Below are 18,437 nucleotides of genomic sequence, written 5' to 3'. Positions count from 1 at the left end.
TGGAGACTGTCAGAAAATATTTCCAGGAGATGGCATGATTCGCTTATCTGAACAAAGTCCCCTGGGCACCGGAAGACATCGGAAATGTTACGCGCATCCGGAAGATGCCCAACGCTGTATCAAGATTGTCTATCACCGTGGCGACGGTGGTGATAAAGAGATCCGCCGTGAGTTAAAGTACTACGCGCATCTTGGTCGTCGGTTAAAAGACTGGAGCGGTATTCCACGCTATCACGGTACGGTTGAGACTGATTGCGGGACCGGTTATGTCTACGATGTCATTGCCGATTTTGATGGCAAACCGTCTATTACATTGACCGAATTTGCTGAACAATGCCGTTACGAAGAAGATATCGCGCAACTGCGCCAGCTACTGAAACAGCTGAAGCGTTATTTGCAGGATAACCGCATCGTGACAATGTCGCTGAAGCCGCAGAATATTCTTTGTCACCGCATCAGCGAGTCAGAAATTATTCCCGTCGTCTGTGACAACATTGGTGAAAGCACGTGGATTCCGTTAGCGACCTGGTCGAAGTGGTGTTGTTTACGTAAACAAGAGCGATTGTGGCAACGTTTTATCGCTCAACCCGCGTTATCGGTTGCCCTGAAGAAAGACGCACAACTCAGTGAGAACAAGAAACTCTCCCTCACCTCGCGCGAAGCTTAATCCAGTTGATGTTGCCGCATAAAAGATTCACCGCCCAACTGATGCATCTGCCGTAAAATCCACGCCTGACGGCTACGCACGTAGCCTGAGGGTGCGGAAGCTTTAAAGCGTAGTGGGTTCGGAAGTACTGCTGCCAGTAAGGCAGCCTCCGACTGAGTGAGTTTGCTCGCGGGTTTATGGAAATAGCGTTGCGCTGCGGCTTCAACACCAAACACACCATCGCCAAATTCGGCAATATTCAGATAAACCGTCAGGATGCGTTTTTTGCTCCAGACCGTTTCTATCCCCAATGTCAGACCTGCTTCCAGCCCTTTACGTATCCAGCTACGTCCATCCCATAAAAAGAGGTTTTTGGCTGTCTGCTGGGAAAGCGTTGATGCGCCGCGAATACGATTTTCATTGCGCTCGTTGTGCGCCAGAGCTTTCTCAATGGAAGCGACATCAAAGCCCCAGTGCTCAGGGAATTTCTGATCTTCTGCGGCAATCACCGCCAGCCCCATCCACGGCGATATTTGATCCATACTGACCCAGTCAGAATGTGCCACGTAACGAAAATTGCCGTGCAGCCATGCACTGACCTGTCGCTCGACCATTACCGCTGAGAACGGAACGGGCGCTATGCTAAACAACGCGATGCCCCCGCCCCATAAAACGGCGAGGACAACCACTAACCGCAGAAGAAAACGACGAACGAAACCGAACGCCGTTAAGCGGCTTTTACTCATTCAGCCAGAACCAGCACGCGAGAAACCAGCTTATCAATGCCGTTCGCTGCTTCCGCAATGTTCTGTGCCAACATATAAGCCGGTGTAGTGACAATCTTATTGTCTTCATCAACAACGATATCATCGACCGGACATGGCACATGCTCCGCGCCCATCGCTTCCAGCACTTCTGCGGTATCGATATCAGTACCGATGGTCAAACGCAGCGGGAAATCGAAAATTTTCGGCAGCATCGCCGGGGCAATACACATAAAACCAAGCGGTTTACCGGCCTGATGCATCGCTTGCGCCAACGCCTTTAATTCACGATCAACGGTGCATTCACTGCCAAGGCTGGCAAAATTGCTTAAATTCTTCGCCGCGCCAAAGCCACCCGGCACAATCAACGCATCCAGTTCGGCAGCATCGGCCTGAGTCAGAGGACGGATCTCACCACGCGCAATACGCGCGGCTTCAATCAGCACATTGCGCGATTCCGCCATCGCCTCGCCGGTTAAATGGTTGATAACGTCAACCTGCTGCTTATCCGGCGCAAAGCAGACCGCCTGCGCGCCGCTGCGTGAAATAGCTAACAACGTCAACACCGCTTCATGAATTTCAGAACCGTCATAGACGCCGCACCCGCTCAGAACTACGCCAATTTTCTTCATTGTGATCATCCTTTCGCAACTGACTGAAACACATTAATCTTTTTAATAAAAATGCTACGCATCACACATTTAACTGATTCATGTAACAAATCATTTAAGATTTGCTATCTTAACTGCGTGCGGCCTGAAAAACAGTGCTGTGCCCTTGTAACTCATCATAATAATTTACGGCGCAGCCAAGATTTCCCTGGTGTTGGCGCAGTATTCGCGCACCCCGGTCTAGCCGGGGTCATTTTTTAGTGGCTTTTGCCACCCACGCTTTCAGCACGTCTACGTCGTGACGCCACTCTTCTTTCATCTCTTCAATCCATTCACCGACGTTATCTTCCCAAGCGGGAAGGTCGGGAGACTGAATTTGCTGACCCAGCTGTTGTAGATGGCGTAACCCCACTGAACCTGCCGCGCCTTTAATTTTATGCCCTTCCTCGACGATGCCTTTTTTATCCTGCGCCGTCAGGTTCGACTCCAGTACACTCACATAGCCCGGCATCATTTTCTCAAACACCGCCAGTCCATCGGTAATTAATTTCGGCCCTACAAGTTCGAGATACTGTTCCAGCATGGGTATATCGAGTAATGCTTCAGATTTGCTGTTCTCTTCTGTCGTCACCGTGTTCTCCTCATCATCCTGGGTATCCCAGAATTTCTTGATCATCGCGGTTAGCGCCGGTACGGAAAGCGGCTTACTCAGCACATCATCCATTCCAGCATTGAGGTACTCTTGTTTATCTTTCAGCACATTGGCGGTTAAAGCCACCAGCGGCGGTAAATCTTCGCGCGGATAACGCTTCGTCAGTTCACGAGAGATATCCAGCCCGGTCATATCTGGCAACTGAATATCCAGCAATACCAGGTCGTATTCGCCTGGTTTAAACATCTCCAGCGCCGCCTTGCCGGTCATTGCTACATCAACGCTGTTACCCAATTTTTCCAGTACAGAACGCGCGACAATAACGTTCAGTTCAATGTCTTCCACCAGCAGCACATTCAGCGCCGGTAAAGGCATATCGTCTTCGTCAAACGCGTCATCGACCTCTTCTGCCACCGACGGTGCGTGGATCGTCAACCTAAAGGTAGAACCCTTGCCCTGTTCGCTGGTGACGGTGATATCGCCGCCCATATTTTTCGCCAGCCGACGAGAAACCGCCAGGCCAATGCCGGTGCCGGTGGCAGGTTTACCACCGTGACTGTCTTTCACCTGATAATACATGGCAAAAATTTTATCCAGCTCATCCTGCGGAATACCGATGCCGGAGTCTTCCACTTCAAAATGCAGCATGTCGCCTTCATCGTAGCGCACGCGCACGGTAACCTGCCCTTGCTGGGTGAATTTGACGGCGTTACTGATGAGATTCCACAGGATCTGCCGTAAACGCGTACCGTCGGTAATGATCTGATGCGGTAATGGTAGCGTCGGTTCCAGAATAAAACGCAGCCCTTTTTGTTGCGCCTGCAATGCGGAGAGATTTTCCAGATCGGCAAGGAAACTGGTGAAATCAACTGGCTGGTTATCAAGCTGAACTTTACGCCGCTCCATCTTATCCATGTCGATAATATCGTTAAAAATATTCCCCAAAGTGACGGCGGAAACATGGATGGTTTTGAGATATTTTTCCTGCTCAGCAGTGAGTTCCGTATCCAGCAGAATGCGGCTTAAACCAACGATACCGTTCAGCGGTGTACGCAATTCGTGACTGATGGTGGAGATAAAAGTCGTTTTGTCGCGGCTGGCACGTTCGAGCGCATCCTGATACCGCTTACGCTCGGTAATGTCACGACCAAACCCCATCAAACCGTGGCGTTTACCCACGCGGTCGTAGTACGGCACTTTACGGATTTCAAAGCAGGCTTTGCGTCCGTCGGGATAATCCAGCCACTGCTCATAGGTCAGTGACACATTATGACGGAACACTTTTTCATCGGTCTCAATGACTTTCGCGGCGGCTTCCGGTGAGTAAACATCAGCAGGTTTCAGATGAACCAGTTGTTTTTCGCTCTTCCCGGTTAGCAATTCCATTGCGCGGTTACAGCCGGAAAACTCTTTATCTTCGTTACGGTAAAAAACCAGGTCTGGAGAGGCGTCAAGGAAGGAACGTAAGAAAGAGGATTGCTGTTCGAGCTGAATTTGTGTCTCTTCACGCTCTTTGATTTCAATTTTCAGCTGACCGAAGGTTTCCTGCAATTCAGCTTCCGCTTTTTCACGAACGGCAATTTCCTGATTAAGCTGGGTAATATTGTCTTTTAACTGAACGTTGAGGCTCAGATCGCGCTCACGCATCTCCTCCAGTTTTTGCACCAACCGTGACAGACGTTGTCGTGACTCCTCCAGTTGCTCTACAACCACCGAAAGAAAGTAGACCGCCCACGGCGTAATCAGCAGACCAAAGAAGATAGAGCGAATAACATCAATGCTTTCGACCTGACCATGCAGCACCATGGTCACCGCCATTTGTACCACAATGGCGAGAACGACAAGGGCCAGCGCCAGCAACATTGAGAAGCGCACCAGACCTAACTTCATCATCAGGTCAACATAATACTGCGCCAGCAGACGAATTTGCTTCATTAGGGAATTCCTTCACGACAACCTGCCCCAATAATACCCAATTCTGACAGTTACGTTATAAATTGTGTGAGAAATGCGGAATTCCCCTCAATGGCCTACGCCGTTGGAGGTAGCCACGGACGTCCCAGCGCCGATCCCTGTACGCCATGTTCATTCAGATAGCGATCCAGCTCGACCATTCCCGTCCAGCGATTTTCACACCACAGCGGAGCAAGTAGCGTCGGGCGACGGGCGCTGGCGGAAATTCGGTGGTAGATAACCTCCGGTGGCGTATGGCGAATCATTTCTCCGGCCGTCAGCGTGTAATCGTCCAGTTCAATACCGTTCAAACGCCCCGCTTCCCAGGCTTTCGCCATAATACTGCCTTTCACGATATGCAGGGGATGAAGCTTTATGCCGTCCACGCCGGTTTCAACCACTCGCTCCAGCGTTTGCAAACATTCCGCGTGCCCTTCGCCAGGCAGGCCGACAATTAAATGAGAACACACCTTCAGTCCACTCTGACGCGCCAGCTGGGTCGTGCGCTGATAGCAGGCAAAATCATGTCCGCGATTGATGCGATGCAGCGTTTTGTCATGCGCGGTTTGCAGGCCCAGCTCCAGCCACACTTCGTAGCCCTGGTCTTTATATTCACAAAGCAGATCCAACACCGCATCCGGCACGCAGTCCGGGCGCGTACCAACACACAAACCGACAATATTGGCCTGGCTCACCGCCTGTTGATACATGGAACGCAGCACCTGAACTTCCGCAAAGGTGCTGGTATAAGCCTGAAAGTAGGCCAGATAGCGTTTCGCGCGGTTAACCAGATTCGCCTGATGCGCCAGTTGTTCGGCAATGGAGCGATGCTGCTGTGCTTCGTCGGCAAACGAAGCAACATTACAGAATGTGCATCCGCCGCGTCCGATGGTTCCGTCACGATTCGGGCAGCTAAAACCGCCATGCAGCGTCAGTTTATGCACCTTTTGCCCGTAACGACGGGTAAGATCCCCACCAAACATATTGACTAATTTCTGTAACTGCATAATCTGATAGACCGCGCCTTGAAAAGAGGCCAAAGCCTGCCATTTTTAGCTCAATTCGGCGATGACCTGGATCAATCGCCCCGGCCTGCTTATATCAACTGCATAATAAATCACAATTACTGAAATTTAATGCAATAGCACATAAATTACTTTTGCTTATCTTGCGTCGGATTTTTTTATCCGCTAATGGATTTTAAACAAAAACAGTAGCATGAAATGTCTTTTCCTCTTAAGGCAGTATAAAACACTGCTTCATACGTCAATTCAAGGCAGGATAAGGGTTAACACGCCGCTATAGTAGTCAGGCACTCAACGTTTTCCTTTTTCCCCTCCCATTAATAAAGAACAACAAATTCAGTTTAAATTCAATAAATTAACAAAGAATTTTGCGCTAAAGCACATTTCCAGACCAATAAGCTTGCCATTTGACCTGTATCAGCTTTCCCGATAAGTTGGAAATCCGCTGGAAGCTTTCTGGATGAGCAGCCTGCTCATCATATTTATGCAGTAATTGAGTTCCCCTCTTCACCGTATTAACTGATGCGAAAAGGACAAAAAAGGGGGCGAATGCGAGGTAAGCGTATGAAACGCAAACCCCGTCGCCATGCTCTTTCTGTGCCCGTGCGCAGCGGTTCGGTAGTGGGGTTCCCGCAGAGCCTGGGGGAGGTTCACGATATGTTGTACGATAAATCCCTTGAGAGGGATAACTGTGGTTTCGGCCTGATCGCCCACATAGAAGGCGAACCTAGCCACAAGGTAGTGCGTACTGCAATACACGCACTGGCCCGTATGCAGCACCGTGGCGCGATTCTCGCTGATGGTAAAACCGGTGACGGTTGCGGTCTGCTGTTACAAAAACCGGATCGCTTTTTTCGCATCGTTGCGCAGGAACGCGGCTGGCGTTTAGCGAAAAACTACGCCGTCGGGATGATCTTCCTGAATAAAGATCCTGAACTCGCCGCCGCCGCACGCCGCATCGTTGAAGAAGAGCTACAACGCGAAACCTTGTCGATTGTCGGCTGGCGTGATGTCCCTACCAACGAAGGTGTACTGGGTGAAATCGCCCTCTCCTCGCTGCCGCGCATTGAGCAAATTTTTGTGAACGCCCCGGCAGGCTGGCGTCCGCGCGATATGGAGCGCCGTCTGTTTATCGCCCGTCGCCGCATTGAAAAACGTCTCGAGGCCGATAAAGACTTCTACGTCTGTAGCCTGTCGAATCTGGTCAACATCTATAAAGGTCTGTGTATGCCGGCGGATTTGCCGCGCTTTTACCTGGATCTTGCTGATCTGCGTCTGGAATCAGCTATCTGCCTGTTCCATCAACGCTTCTCCACCAACACCGTGCCGCGCTGGCCGCTGGCGCAGCCGTTCCGCTATCTGGCGCACAACGGCGAAATCAACACTATCACCGGTAACCGTCAGTGGGCGCGCGCCCGTACTTATAAATTCCAGACGCCGCTGATCCCGGATTTGCACGACGCTGCACCCTTCGTCAACGAAACGGGTTCTGACTCCAGTTCAATGGATAACATGCTGGAACTGCTGCTGGCGGGCGGGATGGATATCATCCGCGCCATGCGTCTGTTAGTGCCACCCGCCTGGCAGAACAACCCGGATATGGATCCGGAACTGCGCGCGTTCTTCGATTTTAACTCCATGCATATGGAGCCGTGGGATGGCCCGGCGGGCATCGTGATGTCTGACGGTCGCTTCGCTGCCTGTAACCTCGACCGTAACGGTCTGCGTCCGGCGCGCTACGTCATCACCAAAGATAAACTCATCACCTGCGCCTCTGAAGTCGGCATCTGGGATTACCAACCTGACGAAGTAGTCGAAAAAGGCCGCGTCGGGCCAGGCGAACTGATGGTGATCGACACCCGCAGTGGGCGTATTCTGCACTCGGCAGAAACCGATGACGATCTGAAAAGTCGCCACCCTTATAAAGAGTGGATGGAGAAAAACGTCCGCCGACTGGTACCGTTTGAAGATCTGCCCGATGAAGAAGTGGGTAGCCGCGAACTGGACGACGACACGCTTGCCAGCTACCAGAAACAGTTTAACTACAGCGCGGAAGAGCTGGACTCCGTAATTCGCGTACTGGGCGAAAACGGTCAGGAAGCGGTCGGATCGATGGGCGATGATACCCCATTCGCCGTGCTCTCCAGTCAGCCGCGCATTATTTACGACTACTTCCGCCAGCAGTTTGCTCAGGTGACTAACCCGCCAATCGACCCGCTGCGTGAAGCGCATGTTATGTCGCTCGCCACCAGCATTGGTCGTGAAATGAACGTCTTCTGTGAAGCAGAGGGCCAGGCGCACCGTTTAAGCTTTAAATCGCCGATTCTGCTCTACTCCGATTTCAAACAGCTCACGACGATGAAAGAGGAGCACTACCGCGCAGATACGCTGGATATCACCTTTGACGTCACTAAAACCACGCTCGAAGCGACAGTCAAAGAGCTGTGCGACAAAGCCGAAAAAATGGTACGTAGCGGCACCGTGTTGCTGGTGCTCTCCGACCGGAATATCGCTAAAGATCGCCTGCCGGTTCCGGCCCCGATGGCGGTTGGCGCGATCCAGACCCGTCTGGTCGATCAAAGCCTGCGTTGCGACGCCAACATCATCGTCGAAACCGCTAGCGCCCGCGATCCGCACCACTTCGCCGTGTTGCTGGGCTTCGGCGCGACGGCTATTTATCCGTACCTTGCCTATGAAACGCTGGGTCGCCTGGTTGACACCCACGCGATTGCCAAAAATTATCGTACCGTGATGCTCAACTACCGTAACGGCATCAACAAAGGCTTGTACAAAATCATGTCCAAAATGGGCATCTCCACCATCGCCTCTTACCGCTGCTCGAAACTGTTTGAGGCGGTCGGTCTGCACGATGACGTTGTGAGCCTGTGCTTCCAGGGCGTGGTTAGCCGCATTGGCGGAGCAGGCTTTGAAGACTTCCAGCAGGATCTGCTGAATCTCTCGAAACGTGCCTGGCTGGCGCGTAAACCCATCAGCCAGGGCGGCCTGCTGAAATATGTGCACGGCGGCGAATACCACGCCTACAACCCGGACGTAGTGCGCACGTTGCAACAGGCGGTACAGAGCGGCGAGTACAGCGACTATCAGGAATACGCGAAGCTGGTTAACGAGCGTCCTGCTACCACGCTGCGCGATCTGCTGGCGATTACTCCAGGTGATGAAGCGGTCAACATTGCTGATGTTGAACCGGCAAGCGAACTGTTTAAACGCTTCGATACCGCCGCAATGTCTATCGGCGCATTAAGCCCGGAAGCGCACGAGGCGCTGGCGGAAGCGATGAACAGCATTGGCGGCAATTCCAACTCCGGTGAAGGTGGTGAAGATCCGGCGCGCTATGGCACTAACAAAGTGTCGCGCATCAAGCAGGTGGCTTCCGGTCGCTTCGGTGTTACTCCGGCGTACCTGGTCAATGCCGACGTCATTCAGATTAAAGTCGCCCAGGGCGCGAAACCGGGTGAAGGCGGTCAGTTACCGGGCGATAAAGTCACTCCTTACATCGCCAAACTGCGCTATTCCGTGCCGGGCGTAACGTTGATCTCCCCGCCACCGCACCACGATATCTACTCTATCGAGGATTTAGCGCAGCTGATTTTCGACCTGAAACAGGTTAACCCGAAAGCGATGATCTCCGTGAAGCTGGTGTCTGAGCCGGGCGTAGGCACCATCGCGACTGGCGTGGCGAAAGCCTATGCGGACTTGATCACCATCGCAGGCTATGACGGCGGCACCGGCGCAAGTCCGCTTTCATCGGTGAAATACGCAGGCTGCCCGTGGGAGCTGGGGCTTGTTGAAACCCAACAGGCGCTGGTTGCCAACGGCTTGCGTCATAAGATCCGTTTGCAGGTTGATGGCGGCCTGAAAACCGGTGTCGATATCATCAAAGCAGCCATCCTCGGCGCGGAAAGTTTCGGTTTCGGCACTGGCCCAATGGTGGCGCTCGGCTGTAAATATCTGCGTATTTGCCATCTGAACAACTGCGCCACCGGCGTGGCAACTCAGGACGAAAAACTGCGTAAAAATCACTACCACGGCCTGCCGTTCAAGGTGACGAATTACTTTGAATTTATCGCCCGTGAAACCCGCGAGCTGATGGCACAGCTAGGGGTAACGCGTCTGGTGGATCTGATTGGTCGCACCGACCTGCTGAAAGAGCTGGACGGTTTCACCGCTAAACAGCAAAAACTGGCGCTATCGAAGCTGCTGGAGACTGCCGAGCCTAAGGCAGGTAAGGCGCTCTACTGTACCGAAAACAATCCGCCGTTTGATAACGGCCTGCTGAACGCGCAGTTGCTGCAACAGGCGAAACCGTTTGTCGATGAACGCCAGAGCAAAACCTTCTGGTTCGATATCCGCAACACCGACCGTTCTGTCGGCGCGTCGCTTTCAGGCTATATCGCCCAGACGCACGGCGATCAGGGGCTGGCAGCCGATCCTATCAAAGCGTACTTCAACGGCACCGCAGGCCAGAGTTTCGGTGTGTGGAACGCGGGCGGCGTGGAGCTGTATCTGACGGGGGATGCCAACGACTATGTCGGTAAAGGCATGGCGGGCGGCTTAATCGCCATTCGTCCTCCGGTTGGCTCGGCCTTCCGCAGCCATGAGGCGAGCATTATCGGCAACACCTGCCTGTATGGTGCGACCGGTGGTCGTCTGTATGCCGCAGGCCGCGCGGGTGAACGTTTTGGCGTGCGTAACTCCGGTGCTATTACCGTGGTAGAAGGTATTGGCGACAACGGCTGTGAATATATGACGGGCGGTATCGTCTGTATTCTGGGTAAAACTGGCGTGAACTTCGGCGCGGGCATGACTGGCGGCTTCGCTTACGTTCTCGACGAAAGTGGTGATTTCCGCAAACGCGTTAACCCGGAACTGGTGGAGGTCTTAAGCGTGGACTCTCTGGCGATCCATGAAGAGCATCTGCGTGGTCTTATCACCGAGCATGTGCAGCATACTGGTTCCCAGCGTGGCGAAGAAATTCTGGCTAACTGGTCAACCTTCGCCACTAAATTCGCGCTGGTTAAACCGAAGTCCAGTGATGTAAAAGCACTGCTGGGTCACCGTAGTCGTAGCGCAGCAGAGTTGCGCGTGCAGGCGCAGTAAGGGGTAGCAACAATGAGTCAGAATGTTTATCAATTTATCGACCTGCAGCGCGTTGATCCGCCAAAGAAACCGCTGAAGATCCGCAAAATTGAGTTTGTTGAAATTTACGAGCCGTTTTCCGAAGGCCAGGCCAAAGCACAGGCTGATCGCTGCCTGTCATGCGGCAACCCATACTGCGAGTGGAAATGCCCGGTACACAACTACATCCCGAACTGGCTGAAGCTCGCCAACGAGGGGCGTATTTTTGAAGCGGCAGAACTGTCGCATCAAACCAATACCCTGCCGGAAGTGTGCGGGCGTGTCTGCCCGCAGGATCGTCTGTGCGAAGGTTCCTGTACCCTGAACGATGAGTTTGGCGCGGTGACCATCGGCAACATCGAACGCTATATCAATGATAAAGCGTTCGAAATGGGCTGGCGCCCGGATATGTCCGGCGTGAAACAGACCGGTAAAAAAGTGGCGATTATCGGCGCAGGTCCGGCGGGTCTGGCGTGTGCGGATGTCCTGACGCGCAACGGCGTAAAAGCGGTCGTCTTCGACCGTCACCCGGAAATCGGCGGCCTGCTGACTTTCGGCATTCCGGCCTTCAAGCTGGAAAAAGAGGTGATGACGCGCCGCCGTGAAATCTTCACCGGCATGGGTATTGAATTCAGGCTCAATACCGAAGTGGGTCGTGACGTACAGCTTGACGATCTACTGAAAGATTACGATGCCGTGTTCCTTGGCGTCGGGACTTATCAGTCAATGCGCGGCGGGCTGGAAAACGAAGACGCCGATGGTGTGTACGCGGCGCTGCCGTTCCTTATCGCCAACACCAAACAGTTGATGGGCTTTGGCGAAACCAGCGACGAACCTTTCGTCAGCATGGAAGGCAAGCGCGTGGTGGTGCTTGGCGGCGGCGATACCGCGATGGACTGTGTGCGGACTTCCGTGCGTCAGGGAGCAAAGCACGTTATCTGCGCCTATCGTCGTGATGAAGAGAACATGCCAGGTTCCCGTCGCGAAGTGAAAAACGCGCGGGAAGAAGGCGTTGAGTTCAAATTCAACGTCCAGCCGCTGGGTATTGAAGTGAATGGCAACGGTAAAGTCAGCGGCGTGAAAATGGTGCGCACCGAAATGGGCGAACCGGACGCTAAAGGCCGTCGCCGCGCGGAGATCGTGGCAGGGTCAGAACATATTGTTCCGGCAGATGCGGTGATCATGGCGTTTGGTTTCCGCCCACACAGCATGGAATGGCTGGCAGAACACAGCGTTGAGCTGGATTCTCAGGGTCGGATCATTGCCCCGGAAGGTAACGAAAACGCCTTTCAGACCAGTAACCCGAAAATCTTTGCCGGTGGTGACATCGTGCGTGGTTCGGATCTGGTGGTGACTGCCATCGCCGAAGGTCGTAAAGCGGCTGACGGGATCATGAACTGGCTGGAAGTGTAATCCCCTAATTTTCTACTAACGTGTTGTAGTTCGCCAGGCTCTGTCTGGCGAATCTTGCCCATTAACAACCTTAGTATTTCTGCGCTATTCGCTGCTCTCCCTCTTTTTTGCTGAAGTAGTACCAGGATAGCGACTTAAACATATAAAAAAAATAAATATAATCATGCAGTATATTCATTATATATATTTTTATATTTTCCTATTTTCCCCGTTAGTTATATTTATTAAATGAATATTGAAGATTATTTTTCACCATAAAAAAATACATAAGTCACAATATAACCATATTAACATTCATCTGTAGAATATAATTTGTTTATTAATTATTTCCAGATGCGCAATTTATTTACAATCATAAACAACCGGGTACACTTATCTGGTTTTGTTCTTTAAATATTGAAGAACAAATTAAATCACTCATTAAAAATCGTCACCAAGGAAGTGTTCACATGCTTTTCAAAAAGTCTCTCACTACTGCCGCTATTTGTGCGGCTCTTGCTGTTACGTCATTTAATGTAATGGCAGCTGATACCACCGTAACCTCAGATGCCACCTTAACGGTTGTCGGAGAATTTAACCCAGGTGCATGTACCCCTGAATTCACCGGTGGCGGCATCATTGACTACGGCAAACACCCAAACATGGCGCTGAATCCGACCGGTGTCACTAACACCCTCGTTCAGTTAGGCCGTAAAACCACCACACTGACCATCAAATGTACAGCACCAACGCTGTTTGCTATCACCAGCTTCGATAACCGCCTGGACTCCCGCTTACCGTTGAGCGGCACCGCATATGTTGCCAAAGCTTTTGGTAAACAAATGGATATGGCAAATACCAGTAACGGTTTTGGTCTTGGTCTCGCACCTAACGGGCAAAAAATTGGTGCATTCACTATTGGTATTGACACCATGGCGGGCGCTGTCACTGCCAGCGATGATACAGGCGATCTGACCGTCGATGTTATTCAGACCGGTGACTTTACTCCTGCAGTCCCAACCTGGATTAAGAGTGATACTGGCTCCATCATTTCGACTAACGGTGCAAAAAACCGTGCCTATTCTGTGGCGAAAACGGGTGAGTTAACGCCTGTTGCGATCACTATGGCCCAGTTCCCACTGCTGATTGACGCCGCTGTACAGGATAATACCGTTCTGGGTACGACTGAAGTGATTAAACTGGACGGTAACGTGACTCTGCAGGTGCTGTACCTCTAATCGTTAGCGATTCATTTTAGCGTTATTAAAAACAGCAGCATCGGTATTTTGCCGGTCTGCTGTTATTTATCACTTTCTTAGTCAGAAAGTAATAAAGATAAAAGGAATAACCCGATCTGGTTTCGGTATTTACAGGAGTTTTCTATGTTTAAATCTTTATTATCGGCTCTCGTATTACTCTCTTTTCAAACGCTGGCTGCCGGCATGGTGCCAGAAACATCAGTATTACTGGTTGATGAAAAGAAAGGCGAGGCGACGATGAATGTCACCAATACAGATTCTTATCCCGCACTGCTCTACACCACCATTGTCGATCTCCCGGATAGCCAAAAAACGATTCGTTTAATTCCAACCCAACCGGTTATTCGCGTGGAAGCAGGTCAAATTCAGCAAGTCCGTTTCTTGTTGCAAACATCCGCGCCCCTGAAAGCGGAAGAACTCAAACGCGTTACCTTTGAAGGTATTCCACCAAAAGACGTCGATAAAAACCAAGTTTCCTTAACAATACGTCAGGACTTACCGGTGTTGATTCACCCAGCCTCGCTCGCCGTAGAAACAGAAGCCTGGAAATATCTCGAATGGCGTAAAAACGGTAATCAAATAGAAATCAGCAACCCCAGTGATTACGTCGTGCGTATGACCCTGCAATTCAAAACATTGCCCTCAGGAAAACCAGGTAATTTAAGCAAAACATACCTGTTGCCACACACCTCAACCACAGCCACTCTGCCAGACGCCACTGACAAACAAGTGGAATTTTACCCTGCCAGCCGATACGGCTATCGCGGTAATAAATATCTGACAGACTTGAAATAACTTACTTCAGGTATCCAGGGATGTTGAAGAAATCGTTACTGGCATATTCTATCGGCCTACTCACAACGCTGCCTGCCAACGCCAGCGATCTCGAACTCGCTGCCGTAGACTTCGACCGGAATACACTTAAATCGCTGGGGATTGATCCGGCTGTTTCGCACTATTTTTCTCGTTCTGCACGCTTTATGCCGGGTGAGTATTCGCTCATGCTCAACGTTAATGGGGACGAAATTGGCAACATCATCGTACGCATTGATAACAACGGCGATGCCTGTCTTGATAAAAATGTGCTGGAATTTGCCGGGTTAAAAATCCCCGCCAGTAGCGATGAGAATGGCTGCTATGACTATCCCCAAAGTTACCCCAGTACGAAAATTACCCCGTTGACCAACCAGGATAAGTTGCAGATAACAGTGCCTCCACAGGCGCGTATTCCTCTAGGCCAGGATGTGACATCGGCTACCACCGGTGGACATGGCGCATTGTTAAATTATTCGCTTCTCTCCAGCCGTTCTGAGTTTGGCAATGACAGCTCTGATTTTTCCCAGGCGGTGCTGGAAGGCGGTATCAACATCAATGACTGGATGTTAAGAAGCCATCAATTTATTACGCAATCTGACGGTAACTTCAGCAACCAGAACTCCACGACCTACCTTGAGCACACATTCGTGGGGAGCAAGATGTTAATGCGTGCGGGTGAAGTTAACGTGAATAACACGTTGCTTGAAGGTGCAAGAATTTATGGTATTGAATTATCGCCAGATAGCGCCTTACAGCATACCGGCAGCGGCGTACAAGTAACCGGAATCGCGAATACATTTCAGGCGCGAGTGGAAATACGCCAACAGGGCGTTCTGCTACTCTCGACTCTGGTTCCGGCGGGTGCGTTTACCATTTCGGATGTTCCCGTTCGCACGATGAACAGCGACCTTCAGGTCAACGTGATTGAAACTACCGGAGGGGAACACACCTTCTCCGTTCCTGCGACGTTGTTTAATAACCAAATGGTTAACGGTCAGGGCTATCGCATTTCACTGGGTCGCGTTGACAGTAGTTATGACGACTCTCCTTGGGTATTAAGCGCATCTGATAGCTGGAATCTCACAACCTGGAGTAATTTCGGCGGAGGAGCAATTGTGGCAGATAGCTACCAGGCTATTGCCGCGCGTACAGATATCATCCCCTTGCCTGACCTGTCGCTGGGAAGCCAAATAAGCTCGGCTTGGGATAACAACCATTCGCTGCACGGGCAAAAATATCAACTGGATGTAAACTACAACTTACCCTACGCATTAGGAGTAAACAGTAGTATCAGCTACCAGGATCGTGACTATCGTACCCTGTCCGAATCCACCGATAACGATGGTGAAAGCGACTGGACAAAAAGCACCCTTTCGCTGGGAATTAGCTGGTCAGATCCGACACTTGGCGGTGTTAACGTCAGTGGCTATAAAACGCAAAGTTACGATGGCAGAAGTGATTCGACTAACCTCAGCGTCAACTGGAACAAAAGCTTTAAACACGCCACGGTTTCCGTTAACTGGCAGCATCAATTGGATGCCTCTGAAGATAATGAAGACGATGGCGACCTTTTCTACGTGAATATCAGTATTCCGTTTGGTCGTTCCAGCAGCGCAACATTGTATACACGCCACGATGACCATCGCACATACTACGGCGGGGGAGTCTCTGGTGTTATCTCAGATGAAACATCTTACTATGTCAGTGCCGAGCGTAACCAGGACGAACAGCAGAACACGATTAATGGCAGCCTGAATACCAATCTTCACTATACCCAGCTCAGCCTGGCTGCAAGTGCGAACAACACAGATAATCGTTCCTATAACGGTATGCTTTCTGGCGGTATTGCTCTGCACAGCCAGGGTGTCACGCTCTCTCCGTGGGCAATTGATGATACTTACGCCATTGCCAGACTCGATAACGCCGTATCAGGGGTCAAAATATCAACCCCAACAGGCTCAGTCTGGACGGATATCGGCGGCAAGGCGGTGATCCCCTCACTTCAGCCGTGGCGTAAAGCAACAATAGAAATTGATACCACCAGTTTGCCAAAAAATGTCGACGTCGGTAATGGCACAAAAATGCTGAAACAGAGCCGTGGGGCTGTGGGTAAAGTGGGCTTTAACACCCTCACACAACGGCGGGCACTGCTCACTATTGCTTATCCCGATGGTAAAAAACTGCCGCGAGGAATGGCGATCCAGGACAGTGACGGCAACTACCTGACTACGTCCGTTGACGAGGGTACGGTGTTCCTCAACAACGTGAAGCCAGAGATGACAATCATCGCAGTAGATGGCAATCGCTCCTGTCGGATCTCGCTCTCCTTACCCGCAGAAGCACCTGACGATATCTTCTACGAAACAGCAACAGGAGTCTGCCAATGAAACGGATAATCGCAGTATGCCTGCTATTGACGTGCGCCATGCCCGTTCTGGCAGAGTGTAATCTCACCAGCAGCACACAAAATGTCGACTATGGCAAACGCAGTGCCGCTATGCGCCAGGCCGACCGAGGTAAGACAACGCAGTTAGCGGACAAAACAACCACGCTGGTTATTCAATGCGACCAGACTGGTCATGTCCGCGTTCAGTTAAGTACCACGCATATTACAAATAACAGATTTGGTTTTGGCCCGGACGGTGCATTAAATCTGGTCGCCAGCGATGCAATTTCCGGTAGTGACAGCTTTGATTTGGCGTTAGCTAACAGCAAAAGTGACAATGCAGGCAGTGCAGGAACAGCATCTGTAAGCCCTTCGCCTAATAATTGGCTGGTATTTATGCAAAATGGTCAGGAAGCAGTAATTGATAGCGGTAAAAGTATCAGCCTCACACTGACCATGGCGCCTTCTTTTAAGGATGAAGGAGAGCTCACCGACATGACGGATATTACGGGCAATCTTACTGTCCTGGTGGAGGCAAAATGAACAACACAAAATTGCTGATTGTCGCCAGCGCCTTTATTACTTTGTCAGTACAAGCCGCTGACAGAGCCACCATTGGCGTCAAGGTGTCTTTGGAAGCTGCAGCCTGTACACCGCTGTTAAGCAACGGCGGTGTAGTGAACTTCGGCAGCCATTCAATCAATGCACTTTCAACGCAGCATTACACTCAGATTGGCACACGTAATATTACTCTGACCATCACTTGTGAATCAGCAACCGGAATCGCGATTACTGCCCGGGATACGCGGATGGACAGCGTGATCACCGGAAAAGATGGTGAAGGTCAGAGCGGTGTAAAATATACCGTGAATGGCGGCGGTTATATTAACCAGGCAACACGCTTATTCGGCTTAGGAAAAACAAAAGATAATAAGAATATCGGCAGTTATGCTGTGTTAATTGATAGCCAAAACATTAGCGCCAGCAATGGTAGCCAGACGTTGGCGGCATCAGTTGCAGGTGCAGATGCGGTCATAACTGGGCAAAAAAGAGCATGGCAAACGCTCACCGCTTATCCGCTTGCTGTCGACCAAAGTTATTACTACACCTTTGTAAAAGCAGGGGAAATTTCCCCCATTCCTGTGACTAACGCCGTTATACCACTACAGGTGAGCGCATCTATTGCGAATGATTTAGGCAGCTCAGAGAAAATCGAACTGGATGGTCAAGCAGTGATAAGCGTGGTTTACTTGTAATAACAATGCCGGGCAGGAGTACTATCTGGCATTCGTTTTATACGCTCTGATAATATTGCTGGAAACTGTTCACCTATCTTAGGGAAAGTGAATGTAATACGCCGTTCTTAATTGTTCAGTGCTCATCCCAGGCATATAGCTGACTCCATTATTCAACACAGCGCCGTATAAAGGCACAGATAATGGAATCTCTCTCAGAGAGAACCACAGCAGGCTATCAGCAAATCCACGACGGCATTATTCACCTGGCCGATAGTGCCCGACGGAAACGATACGTAGTCTTAATGACCGCCACATACTGGGTAATTGGCCGACGAATTGTCGAATTTGAACAAGGCTGCGTATGGCGCACAGCTAATCAAGCGGCTATCAAAGGATTTAAGTCTTAGGTATAAGCGTGGTTTTTCCACCAGGAATTTATGGCAGTTTAAAAATTTTTATATTTTTTCAACGAATTGAAATTCGTGCAGACAATGTCTGCCAAATTATGCTTGTTACCTGATAAAAAACGACTCGCGGATGAACTCGTTCGAACACAGGC

12 protein-coding genes and 1 pseudogene are annotated in these 18,437 nt (G+C 50.9%); 9 read left to right on the top strand and 4 right to left on the bottom strand.

Annotation, left to right across the window (positions count from 1 at the left end):
- Positions 1-34 precede the first annotated feature (34 nt).
- Positions 35-667, top strand: a complete 633-nt coding sequence (gene yrbL, locus WC5_RS12405) for a PhoP regulatory network protein YrbL (protein WP_000620403.1) — start codon at positions 35-37, stop codon at positions 665-667.
- Here yrbL and mtgA read toward each other — a convergent pair.
- From mtgA to mnmL, 4 genes are all read right to left on the bottom strand, one after another.
- Positions 664-1,392 carry a monofunctional biosynthetic peptidoglycan transglycosylase gene (gene mtgA / locus WC5_RS12410; protein WP_000047058.1) on the bottom strand — a complete coding sequence of 243 codons (729 nt, stop codon included), beginning with the start codon at positions 1,390-1,392 and terminating at the stop codon, positions 664-666. The genes yrbL and mtgA overlap by 4 nt on opposite strands.
- Complete coding sequence (gene elbB, locus WC5_RS12415) at positions 1,389-2,042, bottom strand: isoprenoid biosynthesis glyoxalase ElbB (RefSeq protein WP_010349769.1); 654 nt, start codon at positions 2,040-2,042, stop codon at positions 1,389-1,391. Before elbB ends, mtgA begins: the two co-directional genes overlap by 4 nt.
- Positions 2,043-2,271: 229 nt before the next feature.
- A complete protein-coding gene (arcB, locus tag WC5_RS12420; RefSeq protein WP_000809799.1) occupies positions 2,272-4,608 on the bottom strand; it encodes an aerobic respiration two-component sensor histidine kinase ArcB in 2,337 nt (778 codons plus the stop codon).
- A 95-nt stretch (positions 4,609-4,703) separates the two neighbouring features.
- Complete coding sequence (gene mnmL, locus WC5_RS12425; protein WP_016231561.1) at positions 4,704-5,633, bottom strand: tRNA modification radical SAM protein MnmL/YtqA; 930 nt, start codon at positions 5,631-5,633, stop codon at positions 4,704-4,706.
- 675 nt (positions 5,634-6,308) lie between these two features.
- Between mnmL and gltB the strand changes: the two genes are divergently transcribed.
- The 8 genes and pseudogenes from gltB to WC5_RS12465 form a co-directional block, all read left to right on the top strand.
- The gene (gltB, locus tag WC5_RS12430) at positions 6,309-10,769 is read left to right on the top strand and encodes a glutamate synthase large subunit (RefSeq protein ID WP_032159938.1); all 4,461 of its coding nucleotides are present in this window, start codon (positions 6,309-6,311) and stop codon (positions 10,767-10,769) included.
- A gap of 12 nt (positions 10,770-10,781) precedes the next feature.
- On the top strand, positions 10,782-12,200 hold the full coding sequence (gltD, locus tag WC5_RS12435; protein WP_000081689.1) for a glutamate synthase subunit GltD: 1,419 nt from the start codon (positions 10,782-10,784) through the stop codon (positions 12,198-12,200).
- A 449-nt stretch (positions 12,201-12,649) separates the two neighbouring features.
- A complete protein-coding gene (locus WC5_RS12440; protein ID WP_000897703.1) occupies positions 12,650-13,417 on the top strand; it encodes a DUF1120 domain-containing protein in 768 nt (255 codons plus the stop codon).
- A gap of 144 nt (positions 13,418-13,561) precedes the next feature.
- On the top strand, positions 13,562-14,233 hold the full coding sequence (locus WC5_RS12445; protein WP_000477084.1) for a fimbria/pilus chaperone family protein: 672 nt from the start codon (positions 13,562-13,564) through the stop codon (positions 14,231-14,233).
- A gap of 20 nt (positions 14,234-14,253) precedes the next feature.
- Positions 14,254-16,641, top strand: a complete 2,388-nt coding sequence (locus WC5_RS12450) for a fimbrial biogenesis usher protein (protein ID WP_000914830.1) — start codon at positions 14,254-14,256, stop codon at positions 16,639-16,641.
- Positions 16,638-17,183, top strand: coding sequence for a YhcE family protein (locus WC5_RS12455; protein WP_000821201.1), 546 nt, complete (start codon positions 16,638-16,640; stop codon positions 17,181-17,183). The genes WC5_RS12450 and WC5_RS12455 overlap by 4 nt, the downstream gene beginning before the upstream one ends.
- Positions 17,180-17,896 (top strand): DUF1120 domain-containing protein, encoded by a 717-nt coding sequence (locus tag WC5_RS12460; protein WP_001066374.1) that lies wholly within the window; start codon positions 17,180-17,182, stop codon positions 17,894-17,896. The genes WC5_RS12455 and WC5_RS12460 overlap by 4 nt, the downstream gene beginning before the upstream one ends.
- 182 nt (positions 17,897-18,078) lie before the next feature.
- Positions 18,079-18,384, top strand: a pseudogene (locus tag WC5_RS12465) (DUF1016 N-terminal domain-containing protein); the annotation flags it as partial.
- Positions 18,385-18,437: the final 53 nt, after the last annotated feature.

This window comes from Escherichia sp. KTE114, assembly GCF_000407765.1.
GTDB lineage: Bacteria > Pseudomonadota > Gammaproteobacteria > Enterobacterales > Enterobacteriaceae > Escherichia > Escherichia ruysiae.
This window is presented reverse-complemented; position numbering and strand designations above follow the sequence as displayed.